Below are 16,548 nucleotides of genomic sequence, written 5' to 3' on the forward strand. Positions count from 1 at the left end.
AATTGGGAAGAATATAATATTATGATTAAAACATACATAATCGTTTGGTTAGGTCTTAGGCAATTAAAGGGGGAATACTATTGAATCGATTTATTAAAATTATTATCGGCTTCATCATTTTGGTGACAATTTTAACCGCATCAAGTGGCTTATATGAAGATTGGGCTTGGTTTACAAGCTTAGGGTACTCTCAATTATTTTGGACTCCATTTCTAAGTAAAATACTATTTCAAGCAGTGAATGGAACGATACTTTTCCTTTTTATTGCCGGCACTCTCCTTTCCATTAGACATGCTATTGTGACATTTGTTAATGAAAGATTACGACTTCGTTTGAGATTGGTACAGGATATGAACCGCCCTGTTTTTAGCTTAAGTCAACGTAGAGTCACTGTCTGGCTACTTGTTATCTCAGCAGTCATTAGCTTTGGTATTAGTTTTGTAGCTGGGTTTACTGGCTGGTTAGATATATTATCTTTTACTCATGCAACTCAGTTTAGTCAGGCTGACCCGATTTTTGGGAGGGATTTATCATTTTACTTTTTCAGACTTCCTTTGTTAAATACTATTTTTGATGCATTTTTTGGCCCCTTATTTTTACTAACCTTATTTACATCAATTTTCTATATTGTTACAGGAGTTATTCGATTTAACTCTAGAAAACTTTGGCAAAATGGTGCAGTAACTATGGGCGCTTCCTGCCGTAAGCACTTAGCTTTTTTAGTTGGCATATTATTGGCCCTCAAGGCTTATGGCTACTTTTTAGACATCTTCAAATTACTCTATTCATCACACGGTCACATTGTTGGAGCAGGTTTTACTGACTTAAATATAACGCTACCGGCACTTAGAGTTTTAATTATTCTAAGTATTTTAGGATCGATCTTTGCTTTTATCTCTTTTGCTTTTAAAGACACACGTTTATTAACGATGCCGGTCATCGGGATTTTCGTCGTCGGTATTGTAATGTATAACATTATCCCAACCATGGTACAATCCTTTGTTGTTCTGCCTAATGAGTTAACTAAGGAACAACCTTATATTCAACATGAAATCGAGATGACTCGCTATGGCTATCAGTTAAACAACGTGAAGGAAGTTGAATACCCAGGTAATACTCCCATAACAATCGAAGCACTGAAGGCGGATCAAGGAACTCTTAACAATATCAGGCTTAATGACGCCCGACCTATGTTGCAAACCTACAATCAAAAGCAAGGCATAAGACTGTATTACAAATTTAATGATATTGACATAGATCGTTATCTCATTAATGGGGAATCTCGACAAGTTATGATCGGTCCAAGAGAAATCTCCGTCCCTGACCTAGATTCTAAGGCTAAAACCTTTGTCAACATGCGATTTAAATATACACATGGTTTTGGGGCTTCTGCTTCTTTCGCCAATGCTGTCACTTCTGAAGGGCTCCCTTCATTTGCTATTAAAGATGTCCCCCCAATCAGTGAGTTTGAAGCCTTCAAAATGACTGAGCCCAGAATATATTATGGTGAATTGACGAAGGACTGGGTAGTTGCAAATACTTCTAACAAAGAATTTGATTATCCCCTAGGTAATTCCAATGAAGAAAATTCCTATCAGGGAAAGACCGGAATTCCTTTAACCCCACTCAATAAACTCATGGTATCTCTCCGGCACGGAACCCCGCGCTTTTACCTCGCTGGTGAAGTAACTGCAGAAAGCAAAATGCTAGTTTATCGAAATATAGATGAACGGGTTCAAAAATTAGCTCCATTCTTAACCTATGATAGCGATCCTTATATGGTTATAAATGCCGGTCGAATAAAGTGGATCATTGATGCCTACACAACTTCTAATTCTCTGCCCTATTCACATTTATATTCCAATGAGGATTTTAACTATATCCGAAACTCAGTTAAAGTTATTATCGATGCCTATGACGGAACTGTTGATTTTTATGCTGCCGATCCCTCAGATCCAATTTTAATGACATATATGAAGATATTCCCTGGGGTTTTTAAAGACCTGGAAAGTATGCCTGCTAGCTTAAAAGCCCACCTGCGCTACCCAGAAACACTTTTCAGTGTTCAAAGTAATATGCTTAAAAACTTTCATATGACTAACTCCTCTGTGTTCTATAATAAAGAAGACTCTTGGGATATAGCTAAAGAACTTTTTGAGGCAACTCCCCAAAATGTGGAACCCTATTACACCATCATGAAAATCCCCGGAGAAAACAAACCTGAATTTGTGCTCATGCTGCCCTTCACGCCTGCTTCCAGTGCCACTAATACGCGTAATAATATGGTGGCCTGGATGGCTGCCAGGATGGATGGAGAACACTATGGTGAACTCATACTCTATAAGATGCCGAAGAATATCGAAATAGATGGGCCCTTGCAAATTGAATCCCGTATCGATCAAGATCCAACTATCTCTGAACAGCTATCTCTTTGGGATCAAAAAGGGTCAAGCGTAATAAGGGGTAATCTCCTAGCTCTACCAATCGGAGGTAACTTCTTGTATGTTGAACCCATATACCTGCAGTCCGATAAGGGTGGCAGTATCCCTGAAATGAAACGAGTGATTCTCGCCTATCAGGATAAGCTAGTTATGACCGAGAATTTAGGGTCAGCTTTAACTCAATTATTTGGAGATGGAGCACCACAACCCACTACTCTTGGTCAAAGTACCGCACTTCCAGGCCAGTCAAATGAAAGCGAAATTCAAGTTGACCCAAATTCACTAAACGTTACTACAATAATTGAGCAAATGAACCAAATCCGAGCACTATTGGATAGTCTTGAAACTCAACTGAAGGGGGCTCAAAGCCTGCCCCCTGAAACTCCCTAGATCTTCAAACATAACCACACAAAAAGAACACCATAAGGTGTTCTTTTTGTGATTCCTGACTTATTTATAGGATTGTACTAAAAGATTTTCAAGGAATTTATTACAATAACATTACTTTGAATTTAATGGTTGCAGCTCAACAAGGGTGGAAGTCCCTGATTTTTTTAGTGCTATAAGCTCCGCCCCATCATCAGAGATATAATTCTCATCACCGTTCAATGAGATCTCATTCAGTTCTCCTGATTTAATAATATAAGCAGTTTGTTGGTTGTAAATCACGACTTGCCCTTGAGAACCGATAAGGATGCTGACATTACTAAGTGGTATTGAGCCCTCCCATTCAGTTTTAAGGGATGGGTTATCACTTATCTCTGAACTATCCTCAGTTGTTTTAACTTTAACTAGTTCATTGTTTATGACTTCACCAATATATATTTTGCCATCTCGTATTCCTAAAACCTTGTCATTAGCATTCTTAGAAATGACATGTCGGTTACCAACTCCTAAAGAGACAACTTGTTTCGTGCCGCCAATCTTACTGTTGATATAAAGTGTTCCATACCTATCAGAGGCGGCCATGCCATCGACAATCTCACCAGTTCGATTTAAAGTACGGACATTTTTCATGACGTCAATTTCCATCAGCAGTTCTTTAGAGCCATCTTTAACCGTGAGGTATATCAGATTAGTAGAGGTTGAGAAAACTAATTCATCAATTTTTCCACCGGCAGGGAATTCGTTAATGGTTTGATTAAACCGGTCATCTGGTTCAGTATCCTCATCTGCACCAGGTAGCTCAAGGGTATATAATTCAGTTATCTGAGGGTTATTATACCGAACTTCAGTTTTCGTCTGGACGGGAGTCTCTTTTTGTTCAACCTTATCAACGGTTTTTGCAGGTTTCTGATTTGGATCTTCCACTTTTGGGTCGGTCTTAACATCGGTTTTTTGATCAGTTTTAGGGTCAACAGTTGGTGTTGTCGGTTTAATCGGTACAGTTACGTAGGTTACCGGATTAGGATTCTTCTTGGCGTAAAAGTAAAGCAAGGTATCACGGTCTGGCAACCATTGATAGGATAAAACACCCAGGGATTTATCAGTAGTCTTTTTTTCGAAGACAATCTTTTCTTTTTTCAGATTAAAAATCTTAAGGGTACCGTTTTCAGTATACGCTAAATAGTCCTTAGCATAAGATACTTGAATATTTTTAAACTCTGTACCGGGTATTGTTGCTTGAAGTTCTTTAGTAATTGGAGGACTGGCTTCATTAGGCTTTACGACTTGGGCTACCTTATTTTCTAGGTAGGAATACGCGCCAAATTGCATTAGAAGTGAAACTAAGACCCAGACGAATATAGTACGCAGTTTCTTTTTCATGCGGTATTTTTCTCCTTTATATACTGTTAATAATTAAGGGGTGACTACAAAGGCAGTCGGTATATATCTCTCACCAAAAATATTCCAAAGTTTATTCATAACCTTTCCATCATAAACAAGTTCTGAGGATGATCCTCCGTCCAGGTTAATGGCGTTGACAGCACCGTAGTCTTTAAAGACGTTCATCAGGTCACGTAAGTTTGCCCCTATGCTCCAAGTAGGTTGGCGACCGTCAATTACCACAAAAATCACCGTTCCATCAGCCTTTTGACCAATTCCCGTGCGCGGGGCAATTCCCCAACCTCCATCACCAGTAATCATTAATTTTCCATCCACAATTAGATTAGGTTCAAAGGTGACCGCTTCACGGACATTCTTCTCTTCTAATTGCTTGGCCGTCATCTTCCCAAGTACCATTTTTCCTTTGTCATTAAATCCAACAATGTTTACTGCCTTGTCCCCAACGTTATTGTGGACTATCTTGCCATCATGCATAGTTATTCCGTCCGGAAATGCTCCATTACCTTTGCCATTAGGGTCATAAAAACCACCTGCATTTATCCCAGCTACGGCATTCATATCTTTAACCAGATCAGTGACTCGTTCACCAGTAACGCCAATTTCCTTAGTAACGGCTAATTTAATTCGATTAGGATCTTTGATAAGCATAACTTTACCTTTAAAGCTTTGCCCTTTAATATCTTCGATTGTAATTCCTGAAGCTTTATCAGTAATCACTTCTGTACGTCCTAAAACCTGGCTAATACCGGTCCCCTGGGAATTGGTAGAATTCATAATACGACTTATCTCCTCTTCGGAAAGAAAAGCCTCTACGACCTGAGGATGCCGTGAGGTTGCTACTGCCCCTACTGTTACGATCTTAAGTGACTCAAAGGGTCCCCAAAACAATATAAAGGGTACTAGAATTGTCGCAAAGACAATATTGAAAACCAAAAATATCACAATCTTTTTAATTCGAATCTTACCTCGTTTTTTCATTTTCAGCATAACTCCTTTAATATATTTGTTAAATAATTTGGAAATAAAGTCATATTCCTAAGAAGAATACACATAAAAACAAGCCGCAGTTTTTTGATATGCGGCTGCAACTATTTTGAATAACGACGTTTTTTAAACTCTCGAGTAACTTTCCATATTGAATAGGCAATAAGAGCAACAAGAAATGAAATACTTAGCAATACAGATTCAAATATAGCATTACCCATAACCACATTAACAATTTGAATTGCTAAACTTGATAACATTCCAACGATGACTGTTAACCACATTTGAATTACGACATCATTTTTTTTGCGTCGAGTAATATAGTAAATATACAGAATTACGCAAATGAACAAAACACTTCTCAGAAACCCTAAAAGTAAAATCATTTTACATTATCCTTTGTTTCAAGTTGTTTCGACTCTTAGTATAACAAAACATCCATATTCTATCAAGGATTGTCTACATAGTCCCTACCCTTTATAGCTAATTAGTGTTATATAATGTAAATTAACTCCTATTATATATTTACCATTTTTACTCGGATCTGACAGATGTGATTTGACTGTTGCGTCAAGTAAATCATTAAATGTTAAAACGCAAAAGAGAGCTGCCTTTACAGCTCTCTTTTACTTAAAAGATTCCTAAGGGTTGATTTCAATACTGTAGGTAAGATTGGCAGCTTTATCAATCATATTAGCGATACTACAATATTTTTCCATTGAAAGCTGTACTGCACGCTCAAGATTCTCTTTGACAAGAGAGTCTCCCCAAAACTTATAAACTAGTTCAATATCTTTAAAGACCCGGGGATGATCGCTGGCACGTTCCCCTTCTACTGTCGTTTCAAAGCGATTAAATTTAACGTTCATCTTTTCAAGAATTGTAACAATATCCATCCCACTGCAGCCAGCAATGGTCATCAATAAAATCTCTGTCGGACTACTTCCTCGTCCGGTTCCTCCAGCAGTTACGCTAGCGTCCATATTAGTCACAACTTTTGAACTACCTTCACCTTGAAAATGCATTCCCTTTATGTGTTTAACAGAAACTTTCATTGTAGGAACTCCTTTCTGAAAAACCGTTTACATTATTTAAATCATTTGGCAATTGCATCAAGCTGTTGCTCATCTTCATTGCTATATTCCGGATTCTTTGCAAGCAGGGATTGTACTGCTAAGGTCCCCTCTAACCTAAGTGGAAATATAAGGATTAACAATGCCAAACCACCAATAGCTAAAGAGAGATATTGCAAAGATAAAACCGAAAATATCAGAGAAATTAATTTAGTGGATGTGCCAATGGCATAACTAAATGGCTGAATAAGCTTCAAATTTGCATTTTGCCGTTGTTCAATAGATATCTCAGCGCTCCCGTTTGAAGGATGAACCCAGACTTGGTCACCATCAAAATCCACAGAATTAATTAGTTCTTTTCCATTCTTATAATAAGGGTCTAACGAAGAAATAAAAATAAACCCTTTAGTTGTATATATCTTATCTAACTCTACTTGTGCACCAGTCATTGCAGCTTTTGTATAGGTTCTTTCAATACGCAGGACATCTTCTTTACCAATATTAACAGGCCCCTTTTCAGTAATCACCGAGTATAAGCCACGATCAATTAATTCAATATTAGTAACTTTAACATTTAAAAACTGAATTCCAATCACTGTTAGTAATATCATAAATAGGCTTATGATTATAATTGCTCCCGCTATACGTTCACGATCAATCTGTCCACTTTTAAAAAGCACTACTACACGTCCTTTACTTTGTATGTTCTTATTCGTCATTTGAGGTCTAAACATAGTTTGTCCACAAAACACATTGTACTATAAATAATTTAGTGAAACAAATGAATTTATTCCTATATATTTCCTATAACCACTAAGGAAAGAACTTTTTACCTTTCCTTAGTGGATTTTCTTCCATTCTTTGCTATCTAGGGTGATTATTTGCGTTAGTTTGCGTTAAAGTGCTTGCCAAATTTAGTAAACATTTTTAGCAGATCGTTTGGGGTAAAGGTAAGAGGATTGGTATTATTATTTGATGTGCTAGGCTTAGCAAGGGGTCTAGCTCCCGTGGATTCCGGGGGAACTACAGCTCTTACAAAAATCGTTGCTAGTAAACTTATAATCAAGATTGGCAGTGCTCCCCGCAGACCAGGAAACGTGAGAATCGGGACAATAATCTCTACAATGGGCGTATAGGGCTTATTTGAAAAGTTTCCGACGACGTAGATTGCAAGAATCATTGGGGCTTCAGGGCTTTGGGGCGTTTGAAAGCCTCTGTCACTGATCCCACCAATAATTCCGGAGTCTGAGTTTGTAATTTGATTACTCCCCGCAGAAGTCGAACTAAAGCTAGCAAACGTGTCGGATCCGTTAGCCATCCACTTTAAAAAGTCTTGGAGTTCAGAAAGGGGCATTTGTATGGTTTGGTTATTCTTAGGGTCCAGAATAGGGATGCTTTTATATCCTAATATGTGATGTGCAATGTAGAGAATAATCTGAGCTCCAATAATTACAGCGGAGGATTCAAAAACTTTTCCGGTTAAAAGAGGTTGAGCGAAGAATAGACTGGAACTTCCGGGAGCCGAGCTAATGGGGCAAAAGAATTCGAGCCCAATAACAATAGATTCTCCGCAACTTTGCACTGCCTGTTTATCGAACAATTCTACCCCCCCTTCAATACAATATATGGTAACAAGGGGTTTCGTGTACCTTTTCTGCAGTATTTAGAGTTGTAGCTGGGCTCTAACACTAAGAAATGTTAGGGCGACTTTTCCGACGATCAGCTAAATAATTTAATACTCTTTTGGGCGAACAATTGAGAATTTGCTCTTCAGCCAGTCCCACTTCTCTTACTAAACTGAGGGCATGACTAAAATCTCCTACTAGATCTGAAAAATGAGCATCGCTGCCCAAAATAACAGGCCCTTTGTATTGAACCATATATTTGGCAAATCGTCTGCAATTTCCCCAGGCCCCCAGTTTTTCGTTGGCTAGAGAACTATTATTGATCTCAACGGGAATACCTAACTCGGCTGACAAGTAAGCAATTCGTTCGAGATCCAGTTCAAATTCAGGACGCCCTGGATGCACCATCATATCCGTATAGGGATTTCTCATAGCTTTAATATAAGCCTCAGTATTTTGCTCAGCGGTTCCTCCAGGGTAGCAGATACCATGCAAACCCACTAGAACCAGCTTCATTTGATTCAGATATCTGATAGGAATATCTAACTCTCCTTCATGGCTTGTGATATTAGCTTCCACACCAGGCAATATTTTAACTGCATGTAGTTCTTCGGGAATAATGCCTAAATTTCCAAAATGGTATAGATGCGGTGCCCCTGGCATCGTCGGCCCATGATCAGTCATACCAAGTAATTCAATACCTTTCCGGGATGCTGCTATGGCGTTTTCTGCTAGTGTACTATAAGCATGTCCACTTGAAATGGTATGAGTATGTAAATCAACTTTTATTTCCAAAGTATCCACCTCACCTTGATCCAGTGTTTCCCCCTGCAAAATGGCGGAGGAGTTCTTCATTGGCACTTTTTGCTTATGTCCATTCTATTATATCCTTAATTCACTGAAAACAAAAATAAGTGCTTGACAGCACTTATTTTGAATATTTAACTTACTGCTTTTTTACTGTTGGAGGTGCCTTAACGGTTGTATCTACATTAAAACGGAAACTTGCTTCAGTAGTCTGCTCTACTCCCCCCTCAGGATTAGCATTAACTCTCAACGTAATTAAATGCTGACCCTCTGTGGCACTTTTACCTGAAGCATCCCCTAATACATTGATCTGACGAAATGCAACTCGTGCTGTAGCACCTGGTTCTAATACTTCCAAACTGCCTGGGGTTGTTACCTTTTTGGTGTCATCTCCAATTAAACTCATTTGCAATTCCACTGGAATATTTGTCATCTTTTTAGCGGTCATATTTTGTACTGTAATGACAAGATCAAAAGTTTTAGTTGTAATTACCTGGGCACCTTTTAATGTAACGCTGCCATAGGTGAGATCCTTAACAACTGACGCCGGCTCAACAGCAACTCCGATCATTTTTATCTCGGGATTACCCATGTTTTTAGAAACACCTTCATTCTTATTCTCCCAAAGAGAAAACCCAGCAAAACCAAGCAGACAAATCAAACAAACACTGGCGACCATGGCAATATACTTACGATTAATAGTTATAATTTTGGCCATAGCGGACACCTCCTTATTTTTTTACTTAAAAAAACCTATGCGCATCCTCTTAAGGACATGCATAGGTCTCAGAAAATATTTTTCAACTTAACAAAACTACTTAGCTTTAACTTCCCTTTCCTGATAAATCTGTAAGCGAATGTCTTTTTGGACTGTTAAACGAAATATTCTTGAAGATTGAATAATTCGAGAAGTAGTCCGCAATCCAATATAATCTTCCATTTCATCAAGAGAAAGATTAGACGTAATGACTGTTGGCAACTGTTCATTTAGGCGATAATTAATAATTGAATATAGTCTGTTTCTTGTCCACTCGGTATAATTATGAGCCCCTAAATCATCGAGGATTAAGATAGGTATACTTCGCGCAGAATCTAATAAATCAAGTTCATTAAGATCCGACTTGTACGTAGCCCTCAACTCATCTAGTAGATCCGGTACGATAAGAAAAAGAACCTTTAAATTATGTTCCATTAGCTCATTGGCAATTGAGGCGGCCAGATAGGTTTTACCCGATCCAACCGGCCCAGTAAATAGTAATCCCAAGCCATATGGAGAACGCAAACAATCATCTACAAAGCTTTTAGCAGCATTTAAGGCCTTGACTGCTCCTTCGCGATGTGACTCCGATAAATCTGCAGAATAATAATCAAAGCGAAACTTATCTAATCGACAGTTCATTAGTTCCCGAGAAATTCGAGCATGTCGAAATTGATTTTCCAACTTTCTAGTTTCCATACAGCTACAAGGATAGGCAATATCACCTTCCAGGACAATTCCCCGATCTTGACAAATAGGGCACTGACTCCCGTAAGAAGGGGATTCCTTTGACTCTTTTGGTTTCTCGTAATTGGGCCTTGAAGGTATGAGATTGGTGGATAAAATATCTTTGACATTTTTCATAGTTGAATATCCTCCTATAGAAAACTTGGCCTAGTACCAAATAATCTAAAGATAAAAATTTTCATATTTATTAGAAGTAGTCTTTGTTGCACCTTTACTCTTAGATTTAGTAGTCTTTTTTTCCTGACGCGATTGAAAAAACGCATCTTCTGCTTCGATCTCAGCTCGCGTGCGAAGCCCCTTTTTTTCCCATTCTCTAAGAATCGAATCTAAATAACGAAAGTTGCGAATGCCTGCACTAACCCCTCTTCTTAAGGCCTCAATAATTAATTCCTCCGAAAAATGTGAAGATAGCCATTTGTCCAGATTTTCACATTCTAAACGCGTAAGCAGACGTCCCAACTCTTGCTCAAAAGTTTGAATTAAGTTTTCCATCGCTGGATTAGGTGAAGTCGATGGGATATTTAAAGGGACTTGTTGTTGTTTAAGGATTCGTTCTTCTTCTAATTGCTGCGATCTCTCAATTGCCCATAATTCTGCAAGCTCTTCGATTAAACCAACAAAACTATAACAATTTCCCCACTTTTGTTCAACTGGGTTCCAGTACCTTTCGATGGAGAGAAGTTTTCGCTCAACTAACCCTCCCAATTTCTCTTCTATCTCAGACGATGAAGCAGTCATTCGTCCAGCTAGAGTTGAAATCGAGGGATATGGATTTACTTCGGATTCACATAATATCTGAATTAATACTAACATCTCGCTGTCACAGATACCGATTTTTCTATAATGGGTCAGTAAATATTTTGGAATAGAAACAACACCTGAAAAGAAAAGAGCTTGTGTAAAGCTCCCATAAACACTTACTTTGTTCATTGATAGTTCATCTCCCCATGTACCATCCGAAAATTATCTTTAAGTTTTCCGTTGATTTTTACATATTTCTCTTTACTAAATGCCAAAAATGTATATATAGATCATTTAATACAAATAAAGCAAAAAGACTCTTAAAACTGCTTCCATAAAATGGAAGGAAAATGGGAGTCTTTTGGCGTATATAGAACTAAACGAAGAAGGAGGCTAAAAAATGGATTTCAGGAAAGAGCTTATTCAAATTGTGGAAAAATCAGGAGCTCACTCTGCTTGGAGTGTCAAGCATTGTTTTAGAGTTTATCATCTAGCAAAAGAACTCTCTAGCCATTTAACCTTGGATGACGAGGTTCTTTATGCAGCAGCTATGCTGCATGATACTGGAAAATCCCCTGCCTATGCCCTTAAGAACATGGATCATGCTTTACGTTCAAAAGGTGTGACTGCAAACCTTCTTCCCCAAATGTCATATCCTTCAGAAAAAATCTCTCTTGTTTTAGATGCTGTAGAAAATCACATGTATTACTCGGAACCCGGGCGCAGTGATGAGGCAGTCTATTTAAGAGAAGCGGATATTTTGGATAATTTAGGAAATATCGGTTTAATGCGATTATTTAGCATAGTTGGACAAGACGACTTGATACAAACTCCTGAAGATGCTATTGAAAGGGCACGTCTTTTCGCAGATGCTCTGCCAGATAAAGTCTCTACAAAAGCAGGGAAGCGTCTAGCAATCAAAAGGCGTGAAGAAACACTTCGTTTTTTATCAGGGATAAAACGTCAAACCCTGGAATACGCTTGGCTTTAATTTGTAAGTCTTATCGTCTTGATTTTCGCTCTTGCTCTTCCAGCAATCGCGTTAAGCTATCTAATATATTAACGACACGGTCGAAATCTCGAGTTCTTAATCCTTGGTCGATAACTCTCTTAAGATGATGTCGCAGCCTAATATATGCTCTATTGACCTGTGAACGTGATGTCTTGGAGACGGTTGACTTTAATCTCTTATAAGTAGGAGCAGTTGGTTGAATTATTGTCTTGCTGATTAACTTTTCTGATGGACTTGAGGCAGTCTCCTTATCCATATCTTCCTTAGGAGCTATAGAAAGCCAAACTTTTTCAGGTGGATGTTGAAGAACTTTTCCTTCAGTAAATTCAATTGTTTCTCCAAGCTGTGGTATAAGAGGAGATTTACCAAACTCCTCCAAAACCTTCTCGGCAAATTTTGTCTGTGATTCTAATTCCCCATGAATAAGAATAATCTGCTCTGCTTTCTTCCCAAGTAATGAAAGCCAATGAATTAATTCTGCTTGATCTGCATGAGCTGAGAAACCGTCCATATGAGTAATCCGAGCATTAACCGCAACCTTTTCACCGTGAATAGTTACGGTATCAACTCCATCGGATAACATTCGACCAATGGTTCCTTGAGCCTGATATCCTACAAACAAAACTGTTGCATTACTTTTCCATAGATTATGCTTCAAATGGTGCTTAATTCGACCCGCATCTGCCATTCCGCTGGCAGCTATAATAATTGCCCCACCTTCAATACTATTTAAAGCCATGGAATCTTGAGCAGTTTGACTAAAATGAACATTGGGCATTGTTAAAGGGTTATTTCCCGTTTTTATTAGTTCACGAGTTACCGAATCGAAATTATCCGTGTTTTCTTGGAATATTTTTGTAGCTGCAATGGCCAAAGGACTGTCAATATATATAGGTAGTGTTGGTATCCGATGCTCGTCCTGCAATCGACGTAGATAAAATAATAAATCCTGAGTACGTTCAATTGCAAAAGCAGGAATAACTAAATTCCCACCGGCTTCATAGGTTGAACGGATTATTTGAGCAAGTTGCTCATAACGATCATTTTTGCTGCCGTCACTATTTTCGGAATGGAGTCGATTTCCGTAAGTTGTTTCCATAACAACGATGTCTGCTACACTGAGTATACTAGGATCTTGAATATATGGTTGGTTTACATTTCCTATGTCACCGGAAAACACAACGGTTTTATTGTAATTGGGTTCTTTAATATGAAGTACAGCATGGGTTGAACCAAGTATATGACCAGCATCGTAGAACTGAAAGGAAATAGTTGGCGCTAATTCAACGATTTCTTTGTACTGTGCTGACCTAAAGTAGGAAATAGTATTAATGGCATCTTGGACAGTATAAATTGGCACCAGTGGTTCAAGCCCTGCTCTATTACGTTTTCGATTTTTTCGTTCTACTTCCATCTCCTGTATATGCCCACTGTCCGGAAGCATTATTGAACATAACTTAATTGTTTCAGGTGTAGCCCAAATTGTGCCTTTGAAACCAGACTTAATCAGTTTAGGTAACATACCTGAGTGGTCTGTATGAGCATGTGTCAGAATAACAGCGTCAAGGCTTGCTGGATTATACGGGAATTCTCCATAATTTAACTCTTTGAGTGCTTTGGAACCTTGAAACATACCACAATCAATTAGGATTCTCGAATCCCCTGTTTCTAATAGAAAAGAAGACCCTGTGACAACCTGTGCTGCCCCAAAAAAGCTAATTTTCATCTAATCAATCCTCCAAAAATAGCGTCTCTATGCTTTTCTTGTCAGAATACTTCTCTGATAGAATAGCATTTGGACGCTTTTCTTTGAACAATGCTATTATATTTACCATTTTTACACTACTCTACAAACTTGTCTCAATTTATTTTACCTTTTTATTGGTAGTTTAGCAATCTATAATCATCTGTATAACCTAATCCAGCTGAAAAAGATTAAGTTTTACTGCCTTAAGAGCTGCTTGTGTTCGATCTTCGACAGCAAGTTTGCGATAAATACTCGACAAATGATTCTTAACAGTTTTTTCACTTATAAATAAAGAGGTTCCAATCTCACGATTTGAAGCCCCTTTAACGACATAATGGAGTATTTCCATTTCTCGATCACTTAGCCCACATGTATCCTTCATAGGGCTAGGTTGACTTAATTGATCAAGTAGCTTCCCTGTCACACTGGGGGATAAGATTGGCTCGCCAGAGTAAACCTTCCGAATAGATTGGATAAGAGTTTTAGAATCAACATCTTTCAGCAGATAACCTGCTACGCCAATTTGAAGAACCTGAAAAACCTTCTCATCTGAATCATCAACAGTTAGTACTAAGATACCAACCTCCGGACATTCACGACGAATTACTTTGCCGGCTTCTAAGCCATTAACCCCCGGCATATTTAAGTCCATTAATAAAATATCGAATTTCATTGCTCGTGCAATATTGATGGCACCTTGACCATCTCCTACTTCTGCAACGACCTCAATCCCATCTTCAAATTCTAAAATGCGACGAAGCCCCTCTCGTAATAAGGGATGATCATCAGCAATTACAATTTTTATCAAGTTGTCGTTCCTCCCTCCTGGTTAGATGGAATTGAAAGCTCAATCAATGTTCCTTTGCCAATTGTTGAGTGTATAGAAAATAAACCAGAGAACATTTCGACACGTTCACGCATTCCTACAAGACCAAAATGCTCGCCTGGAGAATTCATAGCCGATTTTACGTCAAAACCTTTGCCATAATCACGTATTTTAGCAATTGTCCAATCTTCACGATAAATCAAAGAAATGTCAACTTTACCAGAATGAGCATGTTTGGCAACATTCGTCATTCCTTCTTGTACTAGTCTAAACAGAGCAACTTCCATTGCCGGAAGAAGACGTCTTTCTCTACCTTCGATAAGCAACTCACATTTAATGCCATAATTTTCTTGGAAATTATCAAGGTATTTAGAAATTGCCGGAACTATTCCTAAATCATCTAAGGCCATTGGACGTAAATCAAAAATAATTCTGCGAATATCTTGTAAATTTGCACGAACCAGATTCTTAAGGTCTTTTAGTTCTGCTTTGACTCGACTCGGATCTAATTCTAATAGTCTTTCTGCAATTTCCAATCTCAAAACAATATTCGCAAGCGTTTGAGCAGGACCATCATGAATTTCTCTTGCGACACGACGCCGTTCTTCTTCCTGGGCTTTAATAACCCGCAGTCCCATCTCAACTCGTTGCTCGTGATTCTGAGTCTGCAAGGCTTCAACTACCCCGCCTTGCAATAAGCTAATCGCCATGCTTACCTGAGTCATAAGATTTTGAGCCCGTTCTATTGTAACATGCATTTGGGTAAGAGACCGCTCCAGGTCATCCCGTCGCTTGCGCAATTGAACTTCATTTTGTTGTAAAAGCTGCAACTTAACTTGGGCATCTTTTGCCTCTGTATAAGTATCCATCATTTCTTTTTGAGTATATTTTTGATAAGAGCGATTTACTTCCATCAGCTTTTGACGCATACGCCGTTCAACCTTATCTTGACAATCAACTTGTGAAATGATTTCTTTGATATTAGTTTTTAGTTGAGAGAGTTCATTAACAAGCCGCTGGGTTTCAGCTCGAGATGTTTCAGCAATTAAAAAGATTTCCTCTTTCCCTGATTCAATTGCCTTTAATGTGTTCTTGATTATTTCTCCCAACTGATCTGTCAAAATTATTCCTCATTTCAATAATTTGAATCTATTCACTTTACCCTTCTATATTGTTTTATTCGACACAGAAACAGTATTTCCTACTTCTTGATAGAAAAATAAGATAACTTATCTCTTTTTACTATTTTTACCCTGCCGAATAGTATTTTTGATGTTTCTTTCTAATCTTCGAGGATAATAAAGATCTTCATCGTTTATGATTAACACTCTCCAACCTTCCTGTTGAAGTTTTTCTGTTTCACAAGGGCTCGTTGAATCACTATGGCAAAATAGAATATCCTCTACCTGTGCAAATACTTTTTGTCCTGATATAGTAACATCCCACATAATAACAGCATTGACGAATACATGATTTAGAACTGTTTTAAGCCGATCTATATGGTTAGGAATCAAGATATTAGGGCTTGTCTCCGTTTCTTTAATAATAGTTTGCTGTTCTATCGGAAGAATTTGATCATAGATAGCGCCTAGAGCTGGGATACAATCCTCTATTTCTACATTCTCTATCTCCGCTTTATCAAACTTCAAATTATTCGTAGAGTCCGATAGATAACTTTTCGAGGTATCCGTTACTTTTAAAATACCTTCTTGTAACATTTTATTCATTATGTCTTTGAATGAAGGAAAGTTACCAATAACACGTGAGTCTGGCAATTGCTGTTCAATGATTTGTTTAAGAACATCCGCTAAGTACTCAGAAGGAAATGCGGGAAAATTCTGTAATAACGAAGCCAACTTAGTTACAAATTCGCATCCCTTTTGAAATTCTGCCTCTGATTCAACTCCTGTCAACAAACACGTTGTGAAAATCTCTTCAATGATTTTTTCTACCCATTCTCCAATTCTTGGATCATTATGATAATATGCCTCCATAATTAT

Annotated in this window: 15 protein-coding genes; 2 read left to right on the forward strand and 13 right to left on the reverse strand. The window is 38.1% G+C overall.

What is annotated here, in order from left to right; translation table 11 throughout:
• Positions 1–80: 80 nt before the first annotated feature.
• Positions 81–2,831: a UPF0182 family membrane protein gene (locus DESMER_RS12120; protein ID WP_014903344.1), complete on the forward strand. Its 2,751-nt coding sequence runs from the start codon at positions 81–83 to the stop codon at positions 2,829–2,831.
• 111 nt (positions 2,832–2,942) lie between these two features.
• On the opposite strand, the gene DESMER_RS12125 is transcribed toward DESMER_RS12120, so the two are convergent.
• The 9 genes from DESMER_RS12125 to DESMER_RS12170 form a co-directional block, all read right to left on the reverse strand.
• Positions 2,943–4,208, reverse strand: coding sequence for a hypothetical protein (locus DESMER_RS12125; RefSeq protein WP_014903345.1), 1,266 nt, complete (start codon positions 4,206–4,208; stop codon positions 2,943–2,945).
• 33 nt (positions 4,209–4,241) lie between these two features.
• Positions 4,242–5,207: a phosphodiester glycosidase family protein gene (locus tag DESMER_RS12130; protein WP_014903346.1), complete on the reverse strand. Its 966-nt coding sequence runs from the start codon at positions 5,205–5,207 to the stop codon at positions 4,242–4,244.
• Between the two features lie 647 nt (positions 5,208–5,854).
• Entirely contained in the window at positions 5,855–6,268 is a 414-nt protein-coding gene (locus DESMER_RS12140; protein WP_014903348.1) for an OsmC family protein, read from the reverse strand.
• Positions 6,269–6,309: 41 nt separating this feature from the next.
• Positions 6,310–7,020, reverse strand: coding sequence for a hypothetical protein (locus DESMER_RS12145; RefSeq protein WP_014903349.1), 711 nt, complete (start codon positions 7,018–7,020; stop codon positions 6,310–6,312).
• Positions 7,021–7,172: 152 nt separating this feature from the next.
• Complete coding sequence (locus DESMER_RS12150; protein WP_014903350.1) at positions 7,173–7,886, reverse strand: hypothetical protein; 714 nt, start codon at positions 7,884–7,886, stop codon at positions 7,173–7,175.
• An 88-nt stretch (positions 7,887–7,974) separates the two neighbouring features.
• Complete coding sequence (locus DESMER_RS12155) at positions 7,975–8,706, reverse strand: phosphatase (RefSeq protein WP_042334500.1); 732 nt, start codon at positions 8,704–8,706, stop codon at positions 7,975–7,977.
• Positions 8,707–8,857: 151 nt separating this feature from the next.
• Positions 8,858–9,436 (reverse strand): hypothetical protein, encoded by a 579-nt coding sequence (locus tag DESMER_RS12160; RefSeq protein WP_014903352.1) that lies wholly within the window; start codon positions 9,434–9,436, stop codon positions 8,858–8,860.
• Between the two features lie 96 nt (positions 9,437–9,532).
• Positions 9,533–10,339, reverse strand: coding sequence for an ATP-binding protein (locus DESMER_RS12165; RefSeq protein ID WP_014903353.1), 807 nt, complete (start codon positions 10,337–10,339; stop codon positions 9,533–9,535).
• 45 nt (positions 10,340–10,384) lie between these two features.
• Entirely contained in the window at positions 10,385–11,152 is a 768-nt protein-coding gene (locus DESMER_RS12170; RefSeq protein ID WP_014903354.1) for a DnaD domain-containing protein, read from the reverse strand.
• 211 nt (positions 11,153–11,363) lie between these two features.
• On the opposite strand from DESMER_RS12170, the gene DESMER_RS12175 reads away from it, so the two are divergent.
• Positions 11,364–11,954 (forward strand): HD domain-containing protein, encoded by a 591-nt coding sequence (locus tag DESMER_RS12175; RefSeq protein ID WP_014903355.1) that lies wholly within the window; start codon positions 11,364–11,366, stop codon positions 11,952–11,954.
• A 10-nt stretch (positions 11,955–11,964) separates the two neighbouring features.
• On the opposite strand, the gene DESMER_RS12180 is transcribed toward DESMER_RS12175, so the two are convergent.
• The 4 genes from DESMER_RS12180 to DESMER_RS12195 form a co-directional block, all read right to left on the reverse strand.
• Complete coding sequence (locus tag DESMER_RS12180) at positions 11,965–13,701, reverse strand: MBL fold metallo-hydrolase RNA specificity domain-containing protein (RefSeq protein WP_014903356.1); 1,737 nt, start codon at positions 13,699–13,701, stop codon at positions 11,965–11,967.
• A 190-nt stretch (positions 13,702–13,891) separates the two neighbouring features.
• Positions 13,892–14,530 carry a response regulator gene (locus tag DESMER_RS12185; protein WP_014903357.1) on the reverse strand — a complete coding sequence of 213 codons (639 nt, stop codon included), beginning with the start codon at positions 14,528–14,530 and terminating at the stop codon, positions 13,892–13,894.
• Positions 14,527–15,669: a sensor histidine kinase gene (locus DESMER_RS12190; RefSeq protein WP_014903358.1), complete on the reverse strand. Its 1,143-nt coding sequence runs from the start codon at positions 15,667–15,669 to the stop codon at positions 14,527–14,529. The genes DESMER_RS12185 and DESMER_RS12190 overlap by 4 nt, the downstream gene beginning before the upstream one ends.
• A gap of 108 nt (positions 15,670–15,777) precedes the next feature.
• Positions 15,778–16,542, reverse strand: coding sequence for a hypothetical protein (locus DESMER_RS12195; RefSeq protein ID WP_014903359.1), 765 nt, complete (start codon positions 16,540–16,542; stop codon positions 15,778–15,780).
• Between the last annotated feature and the right edge of the window lie 6 nt (positions 16,543–16,548).

Origin of the sequence: Desulfosporosinus meridiei DSM 13257 (assembly GCF_000231385.2) — a bacterium.
Taxonomy (GTDB): domain Bacteria; phylum Bacillota; class Desulfitobacteriia; order Desulfitobacteriales; family Desulfitobacteriaceae; genus Desulfosporosinus; species Desulfosporosinus meridiei.